Origin of the sequence: Crossiella sp. SN42, from assembly GCF_023897065.1 — a bacterium.
Lineage (GTDB): Bacteria > Actinomycetota > Actinomycetes > Mycobacteriales > Pseudonocardiaceae > Crossiella.
The window spans coordinates 25,204-47,722 of sequence record NZ_JAMHIV010000021.1 but is presented as its reverse complement, the minus strand read 5'-3'; the positions used below and the strand labels follow the sequence as shown (position 1 = coordinate 47,722).

Below are 22,519 nucleotides of genomic sequence, written 5' to 3'. Positions count from 1 at the left end.
CCTACACCCGCGGGAGCGTGAGCGGAAGATCGTCCCGCCTGCGCACCCCGTCCAGCGACAGCGCGGCCAGCAGCGCGGCGACCGGGCCGTGGCCGGGCAGGACCGCGGCGGGCTCGACGTCCAGCCAGGGCGCGAGCACGGTGGCCCGCTCCGGGGTGCCCGGATGCGGCAGCAGCAGGTCGGGGTGCTCGGAGCGCACCCCGTGGACGGTCACCACGTCGACGTCCAGGGTCCGCGGCCCCCACCGCAGGGTCCGGACCCGGCCGGCCGCATTCTCCAGTTCCTGACCACGGCGCAACCACCCCCACTCGTCGGTGTCCGGATCTTCGACCAGCAGCACCGCGTTGAGGAAGTCGTCCTGGTCGGTCACGCCCCACGGGGCGGTCTCATAGACCGGCGACACCGCCCGCACCGCCGCGCCGAAGCCGTCCACGGCGAACTGGAGGTGACCGAGCCGGTCCCCCAGGTTCGAGCCGAGGGAGAGCACCGCGGCGGTCATCGGCTCAGAAGTCCATGGCCGTTTTGCCGCGGGCCCGGCGGGACCGCCGGGCGGTGACCGCGACATCGGCGAAGGTCAGCGGGATCGGCGCGGACGGCTTGTGCACGGTGACCTCGGCGGCGTGCGCCCGCCGGTCGGTCATCACCTCGTCGACCACCCGCGCGGCCACCGTCTCGATCAGGTCGCACGGCTCGCCGCCGACGATCGCGGCGGCCCGCTGGGCCAGCGCGCCGTAGTCCAGGGTGTCGGCCAGGTCGTCGGTCTCGGCCGCCACGTCCAGGTCCAGCCACACCGTGATGTCGATGAGGAAGTCCTGGCCGTCCCGCTTCTCGTGCTCGAAGACGCCGTGGTGCCCGCGCACCCGCAGGCCGGTCAGCGTGATCCGGTCGGTCACCGATCCCCCTTCTCCGCCGTGACCGGCGCGCGCACGCCGCCACGAGCCCAGGCCGAGGCCACCGCGACCGCGTCCAGTGATCCGTGCACGTCGTGCACCCGCACCCCCCACGCCCCGGCCGCGGCGGCCAGCGCGGAGACCGCGGAGGTGGCCGCCTCGCGGCCGTCCGGGCTGCGCGGCGAACCGCCGGGCCCGGCCAGCAGGCTACCCAGGAACCGCTTGCGGGAAGCGCCGACCAGCACCGGGAAGCCCAGGTCGATGAGCTGGTCCAGGTGTTGCAGCAGGGCCCAGTTGTGCCGGTCGGTCTTGGCGAAGCCCAGCCCGGGGTCGATCACCAGCGCCTCCGGGGCCACCCCGGCGGCCAGCGCCGCGTCCACCCTGGCGGAGAGCTCGGCGCGCACGTCGGCGACCACGTCCCGGTAGCTGGCCAGCAGGTCCATGCCCGCGCTGTGCCCGCGCCAGTGCATCAGGATCCACGGCACGCCGGCCTCGGCGACCACCGAGGCCATCCGCTCGTCGGCCAGCCCGCCGGATACGTCGTTGACGATGCTCGCCCCCGCCGCCAGCGCGGCCAGCGCCACCTCGGCGCGCATGGTGTCCACACTGACCAGCACACCCTCGGCGGCCAACTCCCGGATCACCGGCACCACCCTGGCCGCCTCGACCTCCGGCGCCACCCGCTCCGCACCCGGCCGGGTGGACTCCCCGCCGACGTCGACGAGGTCCGCTCCCCTGCGGTGCATCTCGATGCCGTGGGCCACCGCGTCCGCGGTGTCCAGGTAGCGGCCACCGTCGGAGAAGGAGTCCGGGGTCACGTTGACCACGCCCATGACGACACACCGGCCGGGGTCGGGCAGCAGCCGATGCAGCGCCGCTCCCATCACGTTCACCGTCCCTTGATCAGCTCCAGCGCCTCGGCCCGAGAGGAGGCCGAGGTCTTCAGCAGACCACGAACGGCTGACGTGACGGTGCGCGACCCCGGTTTCCGGATCCCGCGCATCGCCATGCAGAGGTGTTCGGCCTCCATCACCACGATCACCCCGCGCGGATCAAGCTTGCGCACCACCGCGTCGGCCACCTGCGAGGTCAGCCGTTCCTGCACCTGCGGCCGCTTGGCGTACAGGTCGACCAGCCGCGCGATCTTGGACAGGCCGGTGACCCGGCCGTGGGCGTTCGGGATGTACCCGACGTGCGCGACCCCGTGGAAGGGCACCAGGTGGTGCTCACAGTTGTGTGTCAGGTGCCCGGCCACCAGGAAGGTCGGATGCGGGTCGCAGGTGAAGCTGTACACGGTGTACGGCTTCGCCCCGCTCGCCTCGATCCGCCGGACCGACTCCACCTTCACCCAGCGCGACTCGACCAGGTCGGTCCGATGCGACTCCTGGGGAAAGCCGTGCCTGCTCAGCCAACTGTCCGCGATGTACAGCTGCGAAGCCCGGTCGGCCTTCGGTGAGAACCGCGCGCCGATGATCTGAGCCAGGTCCTCCAGGAAGGGCACGTTCGCGCTGACCGCCGTCCGGCCGTTGCTGTACTTCGACCGGCAGCCGTCCCCGTCCACGTAGCCGTCGAGGAAGCCCGCGAAGGTGCCGTGGTCGTTGAGCACCACCCGCGGGAAACGCTGCCGCTGGTGATGCGCGTCACCGCCGACGTACTGGCGCATCAGATCGGCCAGGTACGAGGAGACGACCCGGACCCGGTAGCCGCCGACCATCCGCTGCAGATAGCCGGACGGACGCTCCACCGGCTCGATCCGGGCGTCGATCCGGAAGGCGTACCAGAGGGCCTCGGCGAACTTCTTCGCGTACTCCTCGTCGTTGACCACCAGCGACACCGACCGGGCGCCGACCGAGCCGTCGGCGCACACGGCGCCGACGACGTAGCCGAAGTCGTATCCGGACGTCACCGGCCAACGAGTGCGGTTGAGGCTGCGAGCGGCCGTCCACTCGATGTAGCTGCCGCCGACGTCCTTGGCCTCCTGCCAGCCCTCCGGGGTCGCCAGTGGGTGGTCCGGGGTCAGGACGAAGCGCCCTTCCTCGGTCGTCACCTCGACCAGCTCACGGGCGGGGCGCGCGGTGACCTCGGTGACCTCGGTCTGCCGCACCCTGCCGTCGGCCAGCGTCCACAACCGGTCGCCGATGCGGACGTCCCTGGCCGCCTTGCGGCCGCCGACGGCGTTGACCGTCTGCTTGCTCGGCACGCAGGTCGAGTACATCGGGATGTCCTTGACCAGCACGAGCTCCTCGTGGGACTCGTCGAAGGTCTTGTTCAGCACCGAGTCGGGTTCGGTGTACAGGCCCGCGAACATCTCGCGGTAGGCGCGGGCGACCCGGGCCGGGGTGTCCTTGAGGCCATCCCGGTCCGGGTCCTCGCCACAGGCCAGGAGCAGTTCGCGGACGGCCGCCTCCGCGCGGGTGTGGTCGAAGGCGGGCCGTCCTTGGAGCTTGTCCGTGTTCAGCGGTTGCCGTCCGGCGGTTCGGAGTCGATCGGCCGGGTGGTGCTGGCGTCCCGGTTGTCCGTCGGCTTGTTCTGCGGCTGCTCGGCGGGCTGGCTGCCCGGCTGCGGCTGCTGGGTCGGCCACTGCTGGCCGCCGGGCACCGTGGCCGGGGTCCAGCCGGGGGGCGCGCCGTAGTAGGGCGGGCCCGCCGAGGGGACCGGCTGGGTCGGCTGGGCCGACCAGCCGGTGGGCGGCTGCGGCGGGTACGGGTTCGGGTTCGGCGCGGGCGCGCCGTTGGGACCCGGTTCCGGCTGCGGGTAGGGCGGGCCGCCGGGCAGGTCGCCACCGCCGGGGACGGTGGCGACCGGGGTGGGCGCCTCCTCCTGGACCGGGGGCCACGGCTCGCCGCGCTCCTTGGCCAGCTCGCCGGGGGTCTTGATCGGCGGGCGGTCCGAGGGGGTGCGGTCGCCGAAGTCGTTGAACAGGGTGATCCGCGGGCGCTTCGCCACCGACTCGAAGATCCGCTCCAGGTCCTTGCGCTGGAGGGTCTCCCGCTCGATCAGCTCGCGGGTCAGGTCGTCCAGGACGTCCCGGTAGGTGTTGAGCACGTCCCAGGCCTCGTCGTGCGCGGCCTCGATGAGCTTGCGCACCTCCTCGTCGATCTCGTGCGCGACCTCGAGGGAGTAGTCGGCCTGGTGGCCCATGGAGCGGCCGAGGAACGGCTCGCCCTCGTTCTTGCCGTACTTCACCGCGCCCAGCCGGGAGCTCATGCCGTACTCGGTGACCATCGCGCGGGCGATCTTGGTCGCCTGCTCGATGTCGCTGGAGGCCCCGGTGGTGGGCTCGTGGAAGACGAGCTCCTCCGCCGCGCGGCCGCCGAGGGCGAAGACCAGCCTGGCGATCATCTCCGAGCGGGTCATCAGCTCCTTGTCGTCCTCGGGCACGACCAGCGCGTGCCCGCCGGTGCGACCGCGGGGCAGGATGGTGACCTTGTAGACCGGCTCCAGGTCGGGCATGGCCCACGCGGCCAGCGCGTGCCCTGCCTCGTGGTAGGCGGCGATCTTCTTCTCGCGTTCGGAGATGATCCGGCTCTTGCGGGCCGGACCGCCCACCACGCGGTCCACCGACTCCTCCAGCGCGGCGGCGTTGATCAGGGTGCCGTTCTGGCGGGCGGTGAGCAGCGCGGCCTCGTTGATCACGTTGGCCAGGTCGGCGCCGGAGAAGCCCACGGTGCGCTTGGCCAGCGAGTCCATGTCCACGTCGGGGTCCAGCGGCTTGCCCTTGGAGTGCACGTGCAGGATCTGCCGACGGCCGCGCATGTCGGGTGCGGCCACCGGGATCTGCCGGTCGAACCGGCCGGGACGCAGCAGCGCGGGGTCCAGGATGTCCGGCCGGTTGGTCGCCGCGATCAGGATGATCCCGCCGCGGGAGTCGAAGCCGTCCATCTCCACCAGCAGCTGGTTCAGCGTCTGCTCGCGCTCGTCGTGCCCGCCGCCGAGGCCGGCGCCGCGGTGGCGGCCGACCGCGTCGATCTCGTCGACGAAGATGATGCAGGGCGCGTTCTGCTTGGCCTGCTCGAACAGGTCGCGCACCCGGGAGGCGCCGACGCCGACGAACATCTCCACGAAGTCCGAACCGGAGATCGAGTAGAACGGCACGCCCGCCTCACCGGCGACCGCGCGGGCCAGCAGCGTCTTGCCGGTGCCGGGCGGCCCGTAGAGCAGCACGCCCTTGGGGATCTTCGCGCCGAGCGCCTGGTAGCGGCCGGGGTTCTGCAGGAAGTCCTTGATCTCGTAGAGCTCTTCCACCGCCTCGTCGGCGCCCGCGACGTCGGAGAAGGTGGTCTTGGGCATGTCCTTGGACAGCTGTTTGGCCTTGGACTTGCCGAAGTTGAGCACCCGGTTCCCGCCGCCCTGGGCGTTGTTCATCATCCAGAGGAACAACAGCAGCAGCAGACCGGCCGGTATCAGGTAGAAGAGGGCCTGCAGGAGCACGGACTCCTGGGTGACCTTGACGTCCCAGCCGCCGGTGACGCCCTTGGCGTTCTCCAGCTGGCCCAGGATGTCGTCCGCGCTCTGCGCGGGGAAGTAGGTGATCAGCTTGTCCTTGCCGTCGACCGGGTTGGTCAGGCTGACGCGGAGCCGTTGCTCCTTGTCCTCGAGGACCGCTTCCTTGACGTTGCCGTTCTTCAGCTGCTCGATGACCTTGGACGTGGTTACTTGGGAGAAGCCACGTGCGTCATCGAGCAGGACGCTGAACGCGTAGTAGAGCAGCAACGCCGCGACGATCCAGATCAGCGGGTTGCGGAGCAGGCGCTTGCGGTCCATTAACGTGCGGCCGCGGGGCGGCCTCCACCCTCCCTGACTTGCGTGCCGGGCAACGGAGCACCCGCCGCTGACGCGAAGCGGGAAACCATCGTCCGACCAGCGTACCGCCCATGGTGTAGCGGCTCGGTGAGCGGACCGGCCGCCCACGGACTGTTTCGCCTTGCCAACGGCCGAGTGCCCGCTCTGGTTCCCCAGGTGACCCAGGTCTCGCCGGTGTGACCCCCACCACTGCGAGCTGGCCCGTTCGGTTCAAGCCCGGTCGCTGAACGCTGGAGGCCACTGATCCGTACGAGTGAGGGCGAAGGCGGCGGCTTTCCACGGAGGGGTGAACGTGTCATTCTCCGTGATCGCAGAAGTCGGGGTGCGAAAAATTCTCCACCATATCAGGTGGAAGTTAGTGCAGGATTTTCTATACGGAAGGGTCTCGAAGGGCCATGTCTGGTCGTCACCAGCTGTCCAGGCCCAGCGCCGGTCTGAAGAGGGCCGCACTCCCCCTCGGCGCGCTGCTGGGTGTTGTCGTCGCGGCCGGGGCCACCGTGGTCGCGCTGCGGCTGTGGGACCCGGCAGGCGGCTGCGCGGGCGAGCTTCCGCTGTACGTGACCGCGGCCGCCGCGGTGGAGCCGGTGGTCAAGGCCGCGGCGGATGAGTTCCACCAGGGCAGGCCCGCGGTGAACGGCAAGTGCGTCAAGGTGGAGGTGCGCCCGCTGAACTCCGCGGACGTGGCCGCCGAGATCACCGGCCCGACCATCCCAGGTCAGAAGGTGCCCGCGCTGTGGATCCCGGACTCCGCGCTGTGGGCCCAGCGCGGCAAGCAGCAGGTCGGCTCCTCGGCCGCGCCCAGCTCGGTGGCCTCGATCGAACCGGGCCAGTCGCTGGCCAGCTCACCGCTGGTGGTGGTGGCCGGGCCGGGCACCGGCGAGAAGCTGGGTGGCGCGGTGTCCTGGCGGAAGGTGGTCGACGGCGGCGTGGCCACCTCGATCGGCGACCCGGCGGGCACCACCGAGGGCCTGGCCACGCTGATGCTGATCCGCTCGCTGCTGGGCAACGCCGACGGCAGCCCCCGGCCGGAGCTGGTGGCCGCGCTGCTGCGGGTGGGCCGCAACACCATGCCGCTGGTCCGGGACGGCTTCGACAAGCTGGCCGGCGAGCCGGAGACCGCGCCCGCCTTCTCCGCCACCGAGCAGTCGGTGATCGCGCACAACCGGCGCGGGGTCGGCGCGAAGGCCACCGCGTTCTACCCGGAGGAGGGCACCATCGCCTTCGACTACCCGCTGACCAGGGTGGCCAGCCGGGAGGAGGCGCCGGGCACTGGGGAGGCGGCCGAGTCCTTCGGCCGGTTCCTGCGCAACGAGAGCACCGGCAAGCGGTTCCGGGACGCCGGTTTCCGCGACTCCGGCGGCCGCGCGGACCAGGCCTGGGCCGATGCCGGGGTGAGCACCAACCCGCCCTCGCTGCTGCCGCTGCCCACCCCGGACCAGGCCGCCGAGGTGTTGCGCACCTACAGCGCGGTGACCCTGGACGCCCGGATGCTGGCGGTGATCGACGTCTCCGGCTCGATGGCGGCCAAGGCGGGCAACGGCCAGTCCCGGATCGAGCTGGCCCGCGACGCCGCGGGCACCGCGCTGGGCCTGCTGCCGGACACCACGCACATCGGCCTGTGGGCCTTCTCCACCGACCACGCGCCGAACCGGCACTGGAGCGAGCTGGTCAGCCTGGGCGCGCTGGCCGAGCCGATGGCCGGGATGAACCGGCGGGCCGCACTGGGCGCCGCCGCGGCCACCCTGCCCGGCAAAGTCAAGGGCAACACCGCGCTCTACGACACGCTGCTGGCCGCGGTGCGCACGGTGAAGAAGGACTTCGACAACAAGCGGGTCAACTCGGTGGTGCTGATCACCGACGGCGCCAACGACAACCGCTCCGGCCTGGACCTCAACGGCCTGGTGCAGACGCTGACCGCGGAGGCCGACCCGGCCCAGCCAGTGCCGGTGATCGGCATCGGACTCGGGCCCGATGCCGACCTCAACGCGTTGCAGCAGGTCGCGAAGGTGACCGGCGGCAAGGCCTACGCGGCGCGGGAGGCGACGGACATCCGCTCGGTGCTGATGGACGCGCTGATCCAGCGCCGCTGTAGGCCTAACTGCTGATCAGGTGGTGTAGACCTTCGGGTCGAGCGTGCCGATGTAGGGCAGGTCGCGGTAGCGCTCGGCGTAGTCCAGGCCGTAGCCGACCACGAACTCGTTCGGGATGTCGAAGCCGACGTACTTGACCGGCACGTCCACCTTGACCGCGTCCGGCTTGCGCAGCAGCGTGCAGACCTCCAGCGAGGCCGGGCGGCGCGAGGCCAGGTTCTTCAGCAGCCAGGACAGGGTCAGGCCGGAGTCGATGATGTCCTCGACGATCAGCACGTCCCGGCCTGCGATGTCCCGGTCCAGGTCCTTGAGGATGCGCACCACCCCCGAGGAGGAGGTGGCGGAGCCGTAGGAGCTGACGGCCATGAAGTCCAGCTGGACCGGCACGGGCAGCGCCCTGGCCACATCCGCCATGAACATCACCGCGCCCTTGAGGACGCCGACCATCAGCAGGTCCGAGGAGCGTCCGTCAGTCGGGTAGTCGGCGGCGATCTTCGTCGCCAGCTCGGCGGTCTTCTCCTGGATCTGCTGCTCGGAAACGAGCACGGAGGCAATGTCGCCCTCGTACACCGCGGCTTCCCCTCAGTCACAAAGAACGGTCGAGGACCAGCCTGTCATGCGCGCGCCCGGCCACCAACCCGCCGGGCACCGCGACGCCCCCTTGACCACGCCAATCAGCCACCAGGGCGTCCACGGAGCGCAAATGGGCGTCGGTGAGTTCGCTCACACCCGCGCCGAGCAGCCAGCTGCGCAGCACCCGGCGGCGCAGGGCGGCGGGTGCGGCCTTGAGCGCGCCGACCGCCAGTCCGTCGCCGTCGCGGGCCTGGCCAAGCAGGTCGGCGGCCAGCTGGTCCAGGGCCTGGCTGTCCTCGCGGAGCTGGGCGGCGGTGCGGGCCAGCGCGGCGGCCACCCCGCCCCGCAGCACGTCCTCCAGCAGCGGCAGCACCTCCTGGCGCAGCCGGACCCTGGTGTAGGCCGGGTCCAGGTTGTGCGGGTCGGTCCAGGTGTCCAGGCCGAGCGCGGCGCAGGCGGCCGCGGTGGTCGCCCTGGACAGGCCGAGCAGCGGGCGGCCCCACGGCGGGTCCAGCTCGGCCATCCCGGCGATCGAGCGCGGGCCCGAGCCGCGGCCCAGGCCCAGCAGCACGGTCTCGGCCTGGTCGTCCTCGGTGTGCCCGAGCAGCACCAGCGCGTGCTCCGGCCGGGCGGCGCGCAGCGCGGCGTAGCGGGCGCGGCGGGCGGCGGCCTCCGGACCGCCGGGGCCGGTGACCTCGACGGTGAGCACGCTGGCCCGCACGCCGAGCTCGCGCAGCTGGTCGGCGGCCCTGGCGGCCACCCCGGCCGAGCCGGGCTGGAGCTGGTGGTCGACCACCAGGCCGTGCACGGCCAGCCCGCGCTTTCGTCCACAGTGGACAGTCGCGGCGGCCAGCGCCAGTGAGTCCGCGCCGCCGGAGCAGGCCACCGCCACCGATCCGGTGACCGGGTGGCGGTCCAGGAACCGGCGGACCGCGGTGCGGACCGCGGCCACCGCGGGGTCGGGCGCGGCCAACGACTCAGCCGAGCACGCGGCGGATCCAGGCGTCCGGATCGGCGATCTCGGCCCGGGTGGGCAGGGTCTCCGGCGACTGCCAGACCTGGTTGAACGCGGCCATGCCGACCCGGTCCACCACGTGCCCGGTGAAGGCCGAGCCCTGGGCGTACTGGCGGATCTTGGCGTCCACGCCGAGCAGTGCGCGCAGCACCCGGTCGGCCACCCCGCGCGGGTTGCGGCGCACGGTGAACCGGGAGCGGATGGTGGCCACGCTGGGCACCACGGCCGGCCCGGCGGCGTCCATCACGTGGTCGGCGTGCCCCTCCAGCAGGGTGGACAGCGCGATGATCCGGTCCAGCACGGCCCGCTGCCTCGGCGACTGCAACAGCTCGACCAGCGCGACCTGGTTCTCCTCGCCGTCCTTGCGGCGGGCCGAGCGCAGCGCCTCGCCGACCCGGGAGAGCAGTCCGGCGGTGGCGTCGTCCATGCTGGAGAGCAGGGTGCCGACCTGGGCGGCGAAGTGCGCGCGCAACCAGGGCACCGCGGTGAACTGGAGCCGGTGGGTGGACTCGTGCAGGCAGACCCACATCCAGAAGTCCTCTTCGGGCACCCGCAGGGCCTGTTGCGCGGCCACGATGTTCGGCGCGACCAGCAGCAGCCTGCCCTCGCCGTCCGGCCCGCCGAAGGGGTCGTACTGCCCGAGCACCCTGGTGCTCAGGTAGGCCAGCACCATCCCGGCCTGCACCCCCGCGGTCCCGGCCAGCACGCCACCGCGCCAGCCGCCCGCGCCGCGGGGCAGCGCGTGGTCGGTGAGCGCGGCCAGGCCGTCCACCGCGCCGCGCACCCAGGCCGGTCGGTCCACGACCTCGCCGGGCAGCAGCGGCAGCTCCAGGCCGAGGCCGGTGATCTGGCGGACGTGTCCCTCCGCGGCGACGGAGAGCTCCCGCATCCCGCGCACGGCCGCCTGGGCGGCGTCGCGGGCGATGACGGGCCCAGGGCGGAGCAGCCGATGGGCGGTCGCCGTGGCGACACCCCAGTCGACAGGCCCCGGCCCCTCGGCCGGATCCAGTGGCCGTGCGGCCGATCCCGCGTTCACCCCTGGGACGCTACCCGCCGACCCCCGTGATCGTCATCGGCCAGCCGGTGAACAGCGTGGTCACGTTCTAGCCGCAGCCGCAGCGCCGCAGCGCGGAGGCCAGGGTGTCGAGCGCGTCGCGGGCCGGGTCGCTGGCCGCGCCGGTGGCCATGAAGGAGAAGACCAGCAGCCTGCCGTCGTTGGTGGTGACGATCCCGGCCAGGCTGTTCACCCCGTCCAGGGTGCCGGTCTTGGCCCGCACCCAGCCGCGGCCGCCCGCGGCCTGGCCCTTGTCGTAGCGCTTGGCCAGGGTGCCGGTGCCGCCTGCCACCGGCAGGCCGGTGAGCATCGGGCGCAGCTTGGCCGCGCGCGCGTCGTTGCCCGAGGCGGCGGCCAGCAGGGAGCTGAGGAACTTGGCGGAGACCCGGTCCTCGGTGGACAGGCCGCTGGCGTCGGACATCTTCACCCCGGTGATGTCCAGCCCGTTGCGGGAGAGCGTGTCCAGGGTGGCCTTGCTGGCGCCGGCGAAGGAGGGCTCGTTGCCGGTGCCGCGGGCCAGCTCCCTGGCCACCGCCTCGGCCAGGATGTTGTCCGAGGTGGACAGGAAGGACGCGACCAGCCGGGGCAGCGGCGGCGAGTCGACCTTGGCCAGCACCTTGGCATCCTTTGGCGCGGAGCCGACCTCGATCGCCGGGTTGCCGCCGAGCCGCTTGGCCAGCTCCTGGGCCGCGGCCTGGGCCGGCTTGTCCGAGCGCGGGGTGGTGGAGGTGAGCGGGTCGCGGCGGGCGGCGTCCAGCATCAGCGGCACCAGCGGCGCGATGTGCCCGCCCGCCACGTCCACGTTCAGCCAGCCGGGGGCCATCGGCGGCCCGGCGAACCGGCCGACATCGATGATGATCTTGTTGACCGGGCCGCCTGCCTTGGCTTTGACCTGCTCGACGAGGTCGTCCAGCCGGGCGGCGTCCGGGAAGAAGTAGGTGGGCTTGTTCGCGGGCAGCCCGGACAGCGTGGTGTCGCCGCCGCCGACCAGCACCACGGTGCCCGGTTCGGCGCCGGCCACCACGGTGGTGCTCAGCCTGGTCTGGTGGTCCAGCGCGAGCAGCGCGGCGGCCGCGGTGACCAGCTTGCCGGTGGAGGCCGGGGTGCGCGCGGTGCCCGCCCCGCGCTCCCACAGCACGTTGCCGGTGGTCCCGTCCAGCACGCTGCCGGTCAGCTCGCCGAGCGCGGCGTTGCCTGCCAGCGGGTCCAGCGCCGCGGCCACGCCCTGCGCGCTGGGCGTGGGCGCCTGCGGGGGCAGCGCGCGCAGCGCGGCCTGCGGGTTCAGCGGCGCGGGCGGCGGCTGGGTGCCGAGGCCGCCGTCACCGCTGAGGCCGAGCTGCTGGGCCAGCCACGGGCCGCCGAGCACGCCGCCCACGCCGAGCGCGGCCAGCAGCACCAGCACGGTCGCCAGCACCACCAGCTTCTTGCCACGTTTCCCCGGATTGGGTGGTGCTTCGGCCTCGGTGGCCGCAGGCGGCGGCGGGCCGACCCTCATCGGCTGCGCAGGAGGGGCGCCGGGCACCGGCAGTCGCACCGTCACCTGGTCCAGGTCTGGGTTGACCTGCGGTGATGAGCCCTGCTGTTCGCCTCCGGTCACGCGTGTCCTCCTGCGGCGGATGGGGGAAGAACTTCTGAAACCCGGTCAATGTCACACCGACCCAGACCCGCTCAACGGGCTTTCAGCGCGACTCGTGGTCCACACTAGACGGGTCTAGACACAGCTTCGCTGCGCCTGCTAGCCGGAGCCGTGCCGATCCGAAGAATCGAGCGAGGAACCGCGTGGAGTTCGACGTCACCATCGAGATCCCCAAGGGTGTGCGGAACAAGTACGAGATGGACCACGAGACGGGGCGCATCCGGCTGGACCGCACCCTGTTCACCGCCACCCAGTACCCGGCGGACTACGGCTTCGTGGACAACACGCTCGGCGAGGACGGCGACCCGCTGGACGCGCTGGTGCTCGTGCAGGAGCCGACCTTCCCCGGTTGCCTCATCCGCTGCCGCACCATCGGCATGTTCCGGATGACCGACGAGAAGGGCGGCGACGACAAGCTGCTCTGCGTCCCGGCCGCGGACCCGCGTTCGGAGCACCTGCGCGACATCCACCACCTGGCGGAGTACCACCGCCTGGAGATCCAGCACTTCTTCGAGGTCTACAAGGACCTGGAGCCGGGCAAGAGCGTGGAGGGCGCCTCCTGGGTCGGCCGCACCGAGGCCGAGGCCGAGGTCGTCCGCTCCTACGAGCGCCTCAAGACCGCTGACGGGCAGCACTGACGCCCAGCACACCAAGCACCACAACGGCCCCGAGCGCGCAGTGCGCCCGGGGCCGTCGTCGTACTGAAGCTGATCAGCCGGCCAGTGCGGCCGCCGCGTGCTCCTCCTGGGCCCGGCGCTGCATGCCGGACTGGTTGGACAGCGGCTTCTCCTTGAGGAACCAGACCAGCACGAAGGCCACCAGCATCACCATCGCGCCGGTGAAGAACACGGTGTCCATCGCGGAGGAGAAGCCGTCCTGGAACGGCCGCGCCAGCCTGGGGTCGAGGTTGATCAGGAAGGACGTGTCGTCCAGCGAGGGCGCGCCTGCGCCACCGTTGGCCATCATGTCCAGCACCGGCTTGTTGGCCGGGTTGGCCAGCACCGCCGGGTCGCGCACCGCGGCCAGGAACTCCGGGGTGAGCGCGGCCGAGCGGAGAGCACTGGCGATGCGGTCGCCGACCACCCCGAACAGGATGGACAGGAAGGCCGCGGCGCCGATGGTGCCGCCCATCTGCCGGAAGAAGGTCACCGAGGCGGTGGCCACGCCCATGTCCGAGGGCGAGACGTCGTTCTGCACGGCCAGCACCAGGGTCTGCATGCAGGCCCCGAGGCCCCAGCCCATCAGCACCATGTAGATCGCGCTCAGCCACAGCGGGGTGCTGAAGCCGATCGTGCTGAACAGCAGCAGCGAGGCCACGATCAGCGCGATGCCGACGATCGGGAAGGACTTGTACCGCCCGGTCTTGGCCGTCCTGGTGCCGGCGAACAGGCTGGCGGAGAGGATGCCGAAGGTCAGCGGCAGCATCATCAGGCCGGACTCGGTCGGGCTCATGCCCTTGACGATCTGCAGGTACAACGGCAGCGACAGCAGGCCGCCGAACATGCCGATGCCGATGATGAAGTTGAGCCCGTTGCCCAGGCTGAACACCGAGCTGCGGAACAGCCGCAGCGGCAGCAGCGCCTCATCGCCCATCCGCCGCTCGGCGAGCACGAAGGCCACCAGCCCGGCCACGCCCAGCCCGATCAGGCCCAGGGTGAGCGGGTCGCCCCAGCCCCACTGGCGGCCCTGCTCGGCCACGATCAGCAGCGGCACCAGGCCGACGGTCAGCGCGGCCGCGCCGAGGAAGTCGATGCGGTGGTCGACCCGCTTGTGCGGGATGTTGAGCACCTTGGTGACCACGACCAGCGCGGCGATGCCCAGCGGCAGGTTGACCAGGAAGACCCAGCGCCAGCCCTCGACGCCGATGAAGCTGTCCAGCCCGGCGAAGAAGCCGCCGGCGACCGGACCGGCCACGCTGGAGATGCCGAAGACGGCCATGAAGAAGCCCTGGTAGCGGGCCCGTTCCCGGGGCGGCAGCACGTCGGCGATGATCGCCAGCGCCAGGGACATCAGGCCACCGGCGCCCAGGCCCTGCACGGCGCGGAAGGCGGCCAGCTCGTACATCGAGTTCGCCACCCCGCACAGCGCGGAGCCGATCAGGAACAGCGAGATCGCGGTCAGGTACATCGGCTTGCGGCCGTAGATGTCGGACAGCTTGCCGTACAGCGGGGTCGAGATGGTGGCGGTGATCAGGTAGGCGGTGGTCGCCCAGGCCTGCACGGTCTGCCCGTGCAGCTGGTCGGCGATGGTGCGCATGGCCGCCGAGACGATGGTCTGGTCGAGGGCGGCCAGGAACATGCCCATCATCAGACCGGTCATGATGGCCATGATCTGGCGGTGGCTCAGGCCGACGCCGGATGGCGCGGTCGCGGTGTCTGACATCTACTTCTCCACTCCCGAACGGGCGTAGTCGACCAGTTCGGCGATCAGGCCGGGCATGTGCTCCTCGTAGGCGCCCACGAAGCGATGCAGCAGGGTGGCGAACTGCCGCCGGTCCTCCGGCGGCCAGTCCGACACCATGCTGGCGATCATCTCGTTGCGGCGGTCGCGGTGCCGGAGGAACAGCTCGCGCCCGGAGTCGGTGGCGGCCAGCAGCGTGGCCCGGCCATCGACGGGGTCGGCGGTTCGTTCGACCAGGCCGTCCTTGACCAGTTGGGCCACCTGACGGCTGATCGTGGATGGATCGGAGTGGACGGCCTCGGCCAGCGCGCTGGAGCGCAGCGGCCCGGTGTGCGCCAGCGTGGCGAGCAGAGTGAACGAAGTCTTGTCGATCCCCAGTTTTGTGCTCTGTGCCGCCATGCAGGCCGTTGCCCGGTTGAGCCGGACCAGGGCCATGCCGATCTCGTTGGCCTGGGCCAGACCGGTCTCGTCCATGTGATCCTCTAGTTGCTTGCATCATCCAATTAGTTGCTGCATACAAGCATGCGACGAGAACTCTTATTCCGCAAACTATTTTTCGTGTGAGCTGGCTCGCCGCACGCTGCGCGCACGTCCGGTCACAGCGCTTCCCAAATGCGGTTACTCGTGAGTAACATGCCCGGCATGAGCGTGGACACCAGCCAGGTCGGCGAGCTGATGAAGCAGGTCGTGCCGTGGGTGCGCACCGTCGGCATCGAGTTCACCGAGACCAGCCCCGACCGCGTGGTGGTCTCCCTTGGCGATGCCGAGGAGCTGCGCAACCACGTCGGCGGACCGCACGCGGCGATGATGTTCGGCGCGGCCGAGACCGCCTCCGGCGCGCTGGTGCTGGCCGCCTTCGCCGAGCAGCTGGCGATCGCGATCCCGCTGCCCACCAAGGGCCAGATCGGCTTCTACAAGCTCGCGCTCGGGCAGCTGACCGCGACCGCGACGCTGGGCCGCCCGCCGGCCGAGGCGGTGGCCGAGCTGGAGTCGGGCACCCGGCCGGAGATCCCGGTGCACGTGGAGATCACCAACGCCGAGGGCGTGGTCACCGGCGCGCTGGACATCATCTGGACGCTCAAGCCGCACTCGAAGTAGCGCCCACCACCCTTCCGGGGCCGGACCTGGCACGCGCTGCGTGTCCTGGTCCGGCTTTTTGTGTCTGAGTGCCCTGTTCGGGGTGGGCATCGGTGCAAGGATTGTCACGGCTGGTGAACAGTGGTGAACTGCCCGAAGCCGAGTCGAGTCCGCCAGGAGAAGCGATGAGTGAGTTGCCCAGGGTCTCCGCGCTCCGCCGCTGGTGGTGGCGGGCCGCGACCTGGCAGCGACTGCTCAGCGCCACCGGCGGCACCCTGGCCGTGGCGGCCATGATCAGCGCGGCCGGCTCGCTGCCGGTGCTGCCTGCGGACCAGGGCACCCCGCTGGCCGGTGGCGGCGAGGTGGTGCGGCCGCTGAGCACCTCCAGCGCGACCACGCCGAGCATCACCGCGCCGCCGGTGGCCGGGCGCACCCCGGCCTGGCCGAGCCGGGTGCTGACGGTGACCAAGGTGGTGGACGCGCGCACCATCACCGGCACCGACGAGCGCGGCGACCCGGTGACCCTGCAGGTAGTGGGCACCCCGCAGCCGAGCGCGCAGCCCGGTTGCTCGGCGGCGGAGGCGGCCCGGTTCGCCGAGAAGGAGCTGCTGGGCAAGAAGGTCGGCCTGCTGGACCTGCGCGAGGACGCGGCCGGGCGGGCGGCCAGGCTGTTCACCGACGGCCACGAGTACGCCCGGCTGCTCACCGACTGGCTGGCCGGCTGCCAGCGGAGCGCGGCCACCAGCACCCCCAACGTGCTGACCACCACCGATCCTCCGCCGACCAGCGCCGGTCCGCCGCCGCCGACTGAGACGAACCCGCAGAAGACCACCCCGGCTGAGCCGTTCTACAAGAACTGCGCGCAGGTCCGGAAGGCGGGCAAGGCGCCGCTGCTGCGCGACCAGCCCGGCTACCGGGCGGAGCTGGACTCCGACGGCGACGGGGTTGCCTGTGACCGGTGAGCAGTCCGACGACGCGGCGGTCACCGCGTTGATCGAGTGGCAGCGGGAGCCCGGCCGGGCCTACGGCTGCCCGATCGGCCACGGTGAGCTGGCGCCCCAGCGCAACGGCTCCGGCCTGCTGCTGGTGTGCCCGGAGTGCGCGCACACCCTGCCGGTGGACCCGGTGCTGGTCACCGAGGTGCTCGGCGAGCGACCGCCGGATGAGGTGGAGCCACCGTTGCTGCCGGACGGCCGCACCCCGCGCGGACTGTCCGCCGACGGCCTGGTGCGCACCACCGGCTGGCTGATCATCGGCGGCCGCCCGGTGCCCACTCCCGCGCTGACCGCGCTGGCCGGGGCGGCCGTGCTCACCCCGGTGCTGGGCTGGCTCGGACTCGCCATCGGCTTGGTGGCCGGTTTCGGCTGCTGGCAGCTGGTGATCTCCTGGTTGCAGCCGGCCTCCCGGTTCACCGCGGGCCCGGCCGTGCTGGCCTCGGTGCTGCGGCCCGGCCAGTGGGCGCGGCTCTACGGCAGCCTCGGCCCGGTCGGCCAGGTCTCCGGCACCGCGGCCACCGCCTCCGGCGACCTGGTGGTGCGCTTCCGGGGCGGCGCGCAGGTGGTCGCGGCGCCCACCGACGAGCTGATCACCGTCGAATTGCTGGACTAGCCGGACACTCACCCACTTGGTGGTAGACCAGGTGGTTTTTTCACCACACCCTAGAGATAACCGAGCGCATCCAATTAGTAACTCTCAGTTATCACTTCTCGTTGAGCTTGGGGTGATCGCCATGGCTCACGCACTCACCTGGATGGCCACCGTGCTCCGGCAAGCCGGGCTGTCCGTACAGGAAGTGGCCGGCTGGCAGGACCGCGGCCACGGCAACGTCTCGGACATCCGCGGCGTGATGATGCACCACACGGCAGGTCCGGCGATCGGGAACTTCCCGTCCCTGGACGTGGTCGTCAACGGCAGGCCCGGCCTGGCCGGCCCGCTGTCCAACCTGGGCCTGGCCCGGGACGGCACCTGGTACGTCATCGCGGCCGGCCGCTCGTACCACGCGGGCGCGGGCTACGTCGCGTGGTGCGGCCGGGACAACGGCAACAACCACATCATCGGCATCGAGGCCGAGTCCACCGGACGCGGCGACTGGACGCAGGCGCAGCTCGACGTCTACCCGCGAGGGGTCGCCGTGCTGCTCCGCCACCTGCGACTGGCCGTCGACCGGGCGATCGCGCACAAGGAGTGGGCTCCTTCGCGCAAGATCGATCCGGCCGGGTGGCCCGGCGACATGACCGGCTTCCGGGCCGAAGTCGCGCAGTGGATCACCGGGGACCAGTTCCAGCAGTCCGACCGGGACCGGCTGATCCGATTAGAGACAGCCATCGACGAGCTGCGTCGATGGCCCATGGGCGGCCCGCGGCTGATCCGGCATGAAGCGACCGGGTCGCAGTGGCTGTACGTGCCAGGAAGTGTGCTGGTCGCCCTGCAGGCAGAAGAGGACGTCGACTTCCACGGCAACCACCGGCTGGCCGGGCAGAGCGAGCCGATCGCGCTGGACACCGACTCGATCCGGCGACTGGCCGGGCTGGTGCCGCACGTGATCGGGGAGCTGCCCGCGTAGCCGGCGGGCGCTAGATCGCGGTGGCGAGCCTGGCGGTGGGCGCACCGGAGGGAATGCCGGCCTGCACGGTCGCGGTGAACAGCTGGGTCGCCCGGCTGGCGCGCACCGCGTAGACGGTGCCCGCGGACTGGATGACCACGGTGTGCCCCAGCCAGCCGCCGGAGTCGACGCTGGAGATCTGCGAGTAGAGCACGGCGAGGTTCCACCCGTCGCGACCGGCCGCCAGCACCCGGCGGTTGGTCGCGACCACCAGCACCGGCCCCACCCCGGAGAGCATCCCGGCCACCGCCGCACGGACCCGTTCACCCGCTCCGAGTAGTCCGTCGAGCAGTTGGGTGGCCTCGCCGTGACGCAGACGGAGGCGCCGCGGTACGGCCGTTAGATGTTCTTCGAGGTCAGCACGCATGCGGGGAGTCTTCGCCCCGAAGCTGCGCTGCGTCATCACCCAAATGGGTGCACTTAGCGGAAGAAAACGGTTAACCGCAAGGGTTCGCTTGGGTGATCTTGGGCACGGAATCAATACAGTGGGTAGTTGATAGAGACACGAATGGCCCGCACCGAGTGATGCGGGCCATTCGCCAGGTGGAACTAAGGAAGATCAGAACCGCGAAGATCAGACTGCGCGAACCTGGTCAGCCTGCGGGCCCTTCGGACCCTGGGTGATCTCGAACTCCACCCGCTGGTTCTCCTCCAGCGAGCGGTAGCCCTTGGCGACGATCGCCGAGTAGTGCACGAACACGTCCGGTCCGCCGTCGTCCTGCGCGATGAAGCCGAAGCCCTTCTCGCTGTTGAACCACTTGACAGTGCCAGAAGCCATTTTTCTCTCCTTGCAGGGCCGATCTCACGCCCAGGTTGGAGGCGTGGTCGCGGTCCAGATCCGCCCATTCCCCGAAGGGTTCGGCATACAAGAAAACCCGTGGTCATAAGCCCCACGGGCGCTCAAGGCAAAGCTGACTACGACTAGCAAAGCGTAGCGCAGAACCGCTCTCTCGAGGAGAGATCCACATAACGAGAGTGATCCAGAACACTGTGGGTTCGTTATGGTCAGCGGAGAGTACGGAAGTACATCGGCTGTCCAGGTGAATCTTCCGCTTTAGTGCGCCTTACCCACAGTTATCGCACCGGTTCCAGCCAGGCCGGCACCGGCACGCCGCGGTCCCGGCAGACCACCAGCAGCTGCTCGATCAGCTCGGCCGCGGTGACCAGTCCCCACACCAGCACCACGCTCGGCTCGGCGTCCACCACCTGCCCGACGGCCAGCTCGGCCCCCGCCGCGTCGCCGTCGGCCTCCAGCTGCACCGAGGCCAGCACCAGCGCCCGCGCCCGCTCCACCTCGGCGTCCACCGGGGCCGGGCCGGGCCGGGACTCCAGCCGCACGTCCAGCGTGCCCGCGATGTCCCAGCCCACCTCGTGCAGCATCGCGGTGGCCCCGCGCACCAGCACGTAGAGCAGCTCGACCAGCCGGTCCCGGCCGGCCCGCGCGTTCTCCGCCAGCACCTGCCTGGTCCGCTCCAGGTCGTGCGCCCGCAAGGCGAGCAGCAGCGCGACGGCCTGGCCGCGGGCCCGCGCGTGCTCGTCGGCTTCCGGGTGCATATCCCGCATAGTGCGCCACTACTGTGTTCGGCACCATGGACGGTTACTGGCTCAACCTCGCGCTCGTCGCGTTCCTGATCCTGGTCAACGCGCTGTTCGCGGGCAGCGAGATCGCGCTGATCTCGTTGCGGGAAGGGCAGTTGCGGCAGCTGGAACGCCGCGGCGGCCGGACCGCCACGGTGCTGCTGCGGCTGACCAGGGACCCGAACCGGTTCCTGGCCGCGATCCAGCTGGCGATCACCCTCTCCGGCGCGCTCGCCTCGGCCACCGCCGCGGTGACCCTGGCCCAGCCGCTGATCCCGGCGCTGTCCTTCGCGGGCACCGCGGCCGGTCCGCTGGCGGTGGCGCTGGTGACGCTGGTGCTGACCTTCTTCACCTTGGTCTTCGGCGAGCTCGCGCCCAAGCGGCTGGCCATGCAGTACGCGCACCGCTGGGCGATGCTGGTGGCCCGGCCGCTGGACCTGATCGCGAGCATCGCCCGCCCGGCGATCTGGGCGCTGAGCCGGTCCACGAACCTGGTGGTGCGCCTCTTCGGCGGCAACCCCGACGCCGGGTCCGAGCAGCTGAGCCCGGCGGAGCTGCGCGACCTGGTGGCCGGGCACCGCGGCCTCAACGCCGAGCAGCGGATGATCATCACCGGCGCGCTGGAGATCCACGAGCGGCTGCTCCGGCACGTGCTGGTGCCGCGCCGCGCGGTGGTCACCGTGGCCGCCGATGCCACCGTGGCGCAGGCCAGGTCGGTGCTGGCGGAGTCGGGGCACTCCAGGGCGCCGGTGGTCCGCTCCGGCCACCTGGACGACGTGGCCGGCATCGTGCATCTGCGCGACCTGCTCGACGACGACGGCACCGTGCTGGACGCGGCCCGTCCGGCCACGATCTTCCCGGACAGCCTGCGCGTCTCCGACGCCCTGCGTCAGTTCAAGGCCAGCCACCAGCAGTTCGCGCTGGTGGTCGACGAGCGCGGCGCGGTGGACGGCATCGTCACGCTGGAGGACCTGCTGGAGGAGATCGTCGGCGAGATCTACGACGAGACCGACCGGGACATCCTGTCCGTGCGCACCGAGCCGGACGGCTCCATGCTGCTGCCCGGCACCTTCCCGGTGCACGACCTGGAGGACCTGGGCGTCGAGCTGACCGACGCGCCGGAGGGCGACTACACCACCATCGCCGGCCTGGCGCTGATCGCGCTGCGCCGCATCCCCGACCAGCCGGGCGACCGGGTGGAACTGGCCGAGTGGATCATCGAGGTAAAAGCGGTGGACCGGCACGCCATCACCCAGGTCCACTTGCGCCCCAAGACCAAGCGCGGGGAGAACTGAGATGGCCTGGGACCGGTTGGACGGCCTGCGGGTGCTGGAGCTGGGCATGCCCGGCGAGATGCGGGACTGGCTCAACGAGTGCGTGCTCAAGGGTGACAAGCGGGCCACCGCGGGACTGCTGGTGGCCGACTACCAGGCCGAGGGCGAGCCGGTGGAGCACATCGGCGAGCTGCTGGCGCTGGTGGACAGCGAGGGCAAGCGGATCGGCACCGCCGAGGTGACCAAGGCCGAGGTCGTGCCCTTCGCCGAGGTCAGCTGGGAGTTCGCCCAGGCCGAGGGCGAGGGCTTCACCTCGATCGAGCACTGGCGGCAGGCGCACGCCAAGTTCTGGACGGAGGCAGGCGCCGAGGTCGGGGACCAGACCGAGGTGGTCTGCCTGCACTTCCGCCTGTTGCCCTGAGCGGTCAGCCCGCGGTCAGCAGCAGCGCGGGCACGAGCACCAGCAGCGTCACCCCGAGCCGCCACGGCCAGGCCACCCTGGACGCGGTGGCGAAGGCGGCGACCAGGTAGCCGAGCATCCCGTAGAGCAGCAGCAACACCGGCTGCGGCAGCGGCACGGACAGCTCGGTCAGCACCCGGCCCACCGCCCAGATCCCGGCCGGCCCGAGCAGCGCGATCCGCCACGCCTGCCCGACCCCGGCCAGGTGCAGCGCCAGCCAGGCCAGCCCCGCGCCGAACACCACGCCCAGCGGGAAGGCCAGCAGCGCCACGCCGAGGCAGTTGAAGCCCTGGTTGGTGCACAGCACCTGGCCGGTGATCAGCGCGTTGACCAGCCACATCACCAGTCCGGGCAGCAACCCGGCCAGGCAGGCCACGGTCAGCCTGCGCCCGGTCGGCTCGGTCACCGCGGCGGTGGTCACCACCCCAGCATGCCCCGCCGGAAAACGTGCCCAAACTCGTTTCCAAATTAGGACCGTAGCTGACCTATAAGGCTCATAACGTAGTCCTCAGCAGCCCAAACGAGGAAGGCAGATCCGATGACCAGCTCCGCACCGATCAGCACCGACACCACTCTGACCGGCGAGCGCGCCGACCTGCTGGAGGCCCTGGGCAAGACCCGGTTCTTCCTCCGGCACACCGCGCAGGGGCTGACCGACGAGCAGGCGAACAAGAACACCACCGTCAGCGAGCTGACCATCGCCAAGCTGATCAAGCACGTGGCGAACACCGAGAAGGGCTGGGTCGACTTCATCCTGGAAGGCCCCTCGGCCATGGCGATCGACGAGACCGACTGGGCCGAGGCCTGGCACATCAGCGAGGCGGAGACCCTGGAGGTGCTGCTGGCCCGCTACGCCGAGATCGCCGAGCGCACCGACGAGCTGATCGCCAGCCTGCCCAGCCTCGACCTGGCCCACCCGCTGCCCGAGGCCCCCTGGTTCGAGCCGGGCACCACCTGGTCCGCCCGCCGGGTCTTCGCCCACCTGATCGCCGAGACCGCGCAGCACGCGGGCCACGCGGACATCATCCGCGAGTCCCTCGACGGCCAGAAGTCGATGGGCTGACCCG

Annotated in this window: 23 protein-coding genes and 2 pseudogenes; 9 read left to right on the top strand and 16 right to left on the bottom strand. The window is 71.4% G+C overall.

The features are described 5' to 3' along the window. Nucleotide 1 precedes the first annotated feature (1 nt). The 6 genes and pseudogenes from folK to ftsH all read right to left on the bottom strand — a co-directional run bounded on the left by folK (nucleotide 2) and on the right by ftsH (nucleotide 5,654). On the bottom strand, nucleotides 2–499 hold the full coding sequence (gene folK / locus M8C13_RS24780; RefSeq protein WP_252483084.1) for a 2-amino-4-hydroxy-6-hydroxymethyldihydropteridine diphosphokinase: 498 nt from the start codon (nucleotides 497–499) through the stop codon (nucleotides 2–4). Between the two features lie 4 nt (nucleotides 500–503). Then, nucleotides 504–893: a dihydroneopterin aldolase gene (gene folB, locus M8C13_RS24775; RefSeq protein WP_252483083.1), complete on the bottom strand. Its 390-nt coding sequence runs from the start codon at nucleotides 891–893 to the stop codon at nucleotides 504–506. Further along, nucleotides 890–1,774, bottom strand: coding sequence for a dihydropteroate synthase (gene folP / locus M8C13_RS24770; RefSeq protein ID WP_252483082.1), 885 nt, complete (start codon nucleotides 1,772–1,774; stop codon nucleotides 890–892). The genes folB and folP overlap by 4 nt, the downstream gene beginning before the upstream one ends. Before the next feature lie 5 nt (nucleotides 1,775–1,779). Then, a pseudogene (gene folE, locus M8C13_RS24765) lies at nucleotides 1,780–2,121 on the bottom strand (GTP cyclohydrolase I); the annotation flags it as partial. A 974-nt stretch (nucleotides 2,122–3,095) separates the two neighbouring features. Next, a pseudogene (locus M8C13_RS24760) lies at nucleotides 3,096–3,348 on the bottom strand (GTP cyclohydrolase I); the annotation flags it as partial. Continuing rightward, a complete protein-coding gene (gene ftsH, locus M8C13_RS24755) occupies nucleotides 3,345–5,654 on the bottom strand; it encodes an ATP-dependent zinc metalloprotease FtsH (protein ID WP_252483081.1) in 2,310 nt (769 codons plus the stop codon). The pseudogene M8C13_RS24760 and the gene ftsH, both read right to left, overlap by 4 nt. Nucleotides 5,655–6,088: 434 nt before the next feature. Between ftsH and M8C13_RS24750 the strand changes: the two genes are divergently transcribed. Further along, complete coding sequence (locus tag M8C13_RS24750; RefSeq protein WP_252483080.1) at nucleotides 6,089–7,798, top strand: substrate-binding domain-containing protein; 1,710 nt, start codon at nucleotides 6,089–6,091, stop codon at nucleotides 7,796–7,798. Here M8C13_RS24750 and hpt read toward each other — a convergent pair whose 3' ends face one another. From hpt to dacB, 4 genes are all read right to left on the bottom strand, one after another. Further along, complete coding sequence (gene hpt / locus M8C13_RS24745; protein WP_252483079.1) at nucleotides 7,799–8,353, bottom strand: hypoxanthine phosphoribosyltransferase; 555 nt, start codon at nucleotides 8,351–8,353, stop codon at nucleotides 7,799–7,801. It lies immediately after the preceding gene. Between the two features lie 16 nt (nucleotides 8,354–8,369). After that, nucleotides 8,370–9,329: a tRNA lysidine(34) synthetase TilS gene (tilS, locus tag M8C13_RS24740; protein WP_252483078.1), complete on the bottom strand. Its 960-nt coding sequence runs from the start codon at nucleotides 9,327–9,329 to the stop codon at nucleotides 8,370–8,372. A 4-nt stretch (nucleotides 9,330–9,333) separates the two neighbouring features. After that, nucleotides 9,334–10,407: a zinc-dependent metalloprotease gene (locus M8C13_RS24735; RefSeq protein WP_252483077.1), complete on the bottom strand. Its 1,074-nt coding sequence runs from the start codon at nucleotides 10,405–10,407 to the stop codon at nucleotides 9,334–9,336. Nucleotides 10,408–10,474: 67 nt separating this feature from the next. Beyond that, nucleotides 10,475–12,022, bottom strand: coding sequence for a D-alanyl-D-alanine carboxypeptidase/D-alanyl-D-alanine-endopeptidase (gene dacB, locus M8C13_RS24730; RefSeq protein ID WP_252483076.1), 1,548 nt, complete (start codon nucleotides 12,020–12,022; stop codon nucleotides 10,475–10,477). 182 nt (nucleotides 12,023–12,204) lie between these two features. On the opposite strand from dacB, the gene M8C13_RS24725 reads away from it, so the two are divergent. Beyond that, nucleotides 12,205–12,699 carry an inorganic diphosphatase gene (locus tag M8C13_RS24725; RefSeq protein ID WP_252483075.1) on the top strand — a complete coding sequence of 165 codons (495 nt, stop codon included), beginning with the start codon at nucleotides 12,205–12,207 and terminating at the stop codon, nucleotides 12,697–12,699. A 73-nt stretch (nucleotides 12,700–12,772) separates the two neighbouring features. Here the strand turns inward: M8C13_RS24725 and M8C13_RS24720 are convergent, their stop codons facing one another. Further along, nucleotides 12,773–14,443 (bottom strand): MDR family MFS transporter, encoded by a 1,671-nt coding sequence (locus M8C13_RS24720; RefSeq protein ID WP_252483074.1) that lies wholly within the window; start codon nucleotides 14,441–14,443, stop codon nucleotides 12,773–12,775. Further along, a complete protein-coding gene (locus M8C13_RS24715) occupies nucleotides 14,444–14,935 on the bottom strand; it encodes a MarR family winged helix-turn-helix transcriptional regulator (protein WP_252483073.1) in 492 nt (163 codons plus the stop codon). A 168-nt stretch (nucleotides 14,936–15,103) separates the two neighbouring features. Here M8C13_RS24715 and M8C13_RS24710 point away from each other — a divergent pair, with 168 nt between their 5' ends. The 4 genes from M8C13_RS24710 (at nucleotide 15,104) to M8C13_RS24695 (ending at nucleotide 18,101) form a co-directional block, all read left to right on the top strand. Further along, nucleotides 15,104–15,559 carry a DUF4442 domain-containing protein gene (locus tag M8C13_RS24710; protein ID WP_252483072.1) on the top strand — a complete coding sequence of 152 codons (456 nt, stop codon included), beginning with the start codon at nucleotides 15,104–15,106 and terminating at the stop codon, nucleotides 15,557–15,559. Between the two features lie 164 nt (nucleotides 15,560–15,723). Further along, complete coding sequence (locus M8C13_RS24705) at nucleotides 15,724–16,500, top strand: excalibur calcium-binding domain-containing protein (protein ID WP_252483071.1); 777 nt, start codon at nucleotides 15,724–15,726, stop codon at nucleotides 16,498–16,500. After that, nucleotides 16,490–17,146 carry a hypothetical protein gene (locus tag M8C13_RS24700; RefSeq protein WP_252483070.1) on the top strand — a complete coding sequence of 219 codons (657 nt, stop codon included), beginning with the start codon at nucleotides 16,490–16,492 and terminating at the stop codon, nucleotides 17,144–17,146. Before M8C13_RS24705 ends, M8C13_RS24700 begins: the two co-directional genes overlap by 11 nt. A 121-nt stretch (nucleotides 17,147–17,267) precedes the next feature. Further along, nucleotides 17,268–18,101 (top strand): N-acetylmuramoyl-L-alanine amidase, encoded by an 834-nt coding sequence (locus tag M8C13_RS24695; RefSeq protein WP_252483069.1) that lies wholly within the window; start codon nucleotides 17,268–17,270, stop codon nucleotides 18,099–18,101. Nucleotides 18,102–18,111: 10 nt separating this feature from the next. Here M8C13_RS24695 and M8C13_RS24690 read toward each other — a convergent pair whose 3' ends face one another. From M8C13_RS24690 to M8C13_RS24680, 3 genes are all read right to left on the bottom strand, one after another. Further along, a complete protein-coding gene (locus tag M8C13_RS24690) occupies nucleotides 18,112–18,378 on the bottom strand; it encodes a hypothetical protein (protein WP_252483068.1) in 267 nt (88 codons plus the stop codon). Nucleotides 18,379–18,714: 336 nt separating this feature from the next. Beyond that, nucleotides 18,715–18,918: a cold-shock protein gene (locus tag M8C13_RS24685; RefSeq protein WP_252483067.1), complete on the bottom strand. Its 204-nt coding sequence runs from the start codon at nucleotides 18,916–18,918 to the stop codon at nucleotides 18,715–18,717. A gap of 296 nt (nucleotides 18,919–19,214) precedes the next feature. Next, nucleotides 19,215–19,694: a hypothetical protein gene (locus M8C13_RS24680; protein ID WP_252483066.1), complete on the bottom strand. Its 480-nt coding sequence runs from the start codon at nucleotides 19,692–19,694 to the stop codon at nucleotides 19,215–19,217. A 35-nt stretch (nucleotides 19,695–19,729) separates the two neighbouring features. On the opposite strand from M8C13_RS24680, the gene M8C13_RS24675 reads away from it, so the two are divergent. Both M8C13_RS24675 and M8C13_RS24670 read left to right on the top strand, forming a co-directional pair. Beyond that, the gene (locus M8C13_RS24675; protein ID WP_252483065.1) at nucleotides 19,730–21,013 is read left to right on the top strand and encodes a hemolysin family protein; all 1,284 of its coding nucleotides are present in this window, start codon (nucleotides 19,730–19,732) and stop codon (nucleotides 21,011–21,013) included. Nucleotide 21,014: 1 nt separating this feature from the next. Beyond that, on the top strand, nucleotides 21,015–21,413 hold the full coding sequence (locus M8C13_RS24670) for an ASCH domain-containing protein (protein ID WP_252483064.1): 399 nt from the start codon (nucleotides 21,015–21,017) through the stop codon (nucleotides 21,411–21,413). A gap of 4 nt (nucleotides 21,414–21,417) precedes the next feature. On the opposite strand, the gene M8C13_RS24665 is transcribed toward M8C13_RS24670, so the two are convergent. Continuing rightward, nucleotides 21,418–21,873 (bottom strand): hypothetical protein, encoded by a 456-nt coding sequence (locus M8C13_RS24665; protein ID WP_252483063.1) that lies wholly within the window; start codon nucleotides 21,871–21,873, stop codon nucleotides 21,418–21,420. Between the two features lie 117 nt (nucleotides 21,874–21,990). On the opposite strand from M8C13_RS24665, the gene M8C13_RS24660 reads away from it, so the two are divergent. Next, on the top strand, nucleotides 21,991–22,515 hold the full coding sequence (locus tag M8C13_RS24660; protein WP_252483062.1) for a DinB family protein: 525 nt from the start codon (nucleotides 21,991–21,993) through the stop codon (nucleotides 22,513–22,515). Nucleotides 22,516–22,519 lie beyond the last annotated feature (4 nt).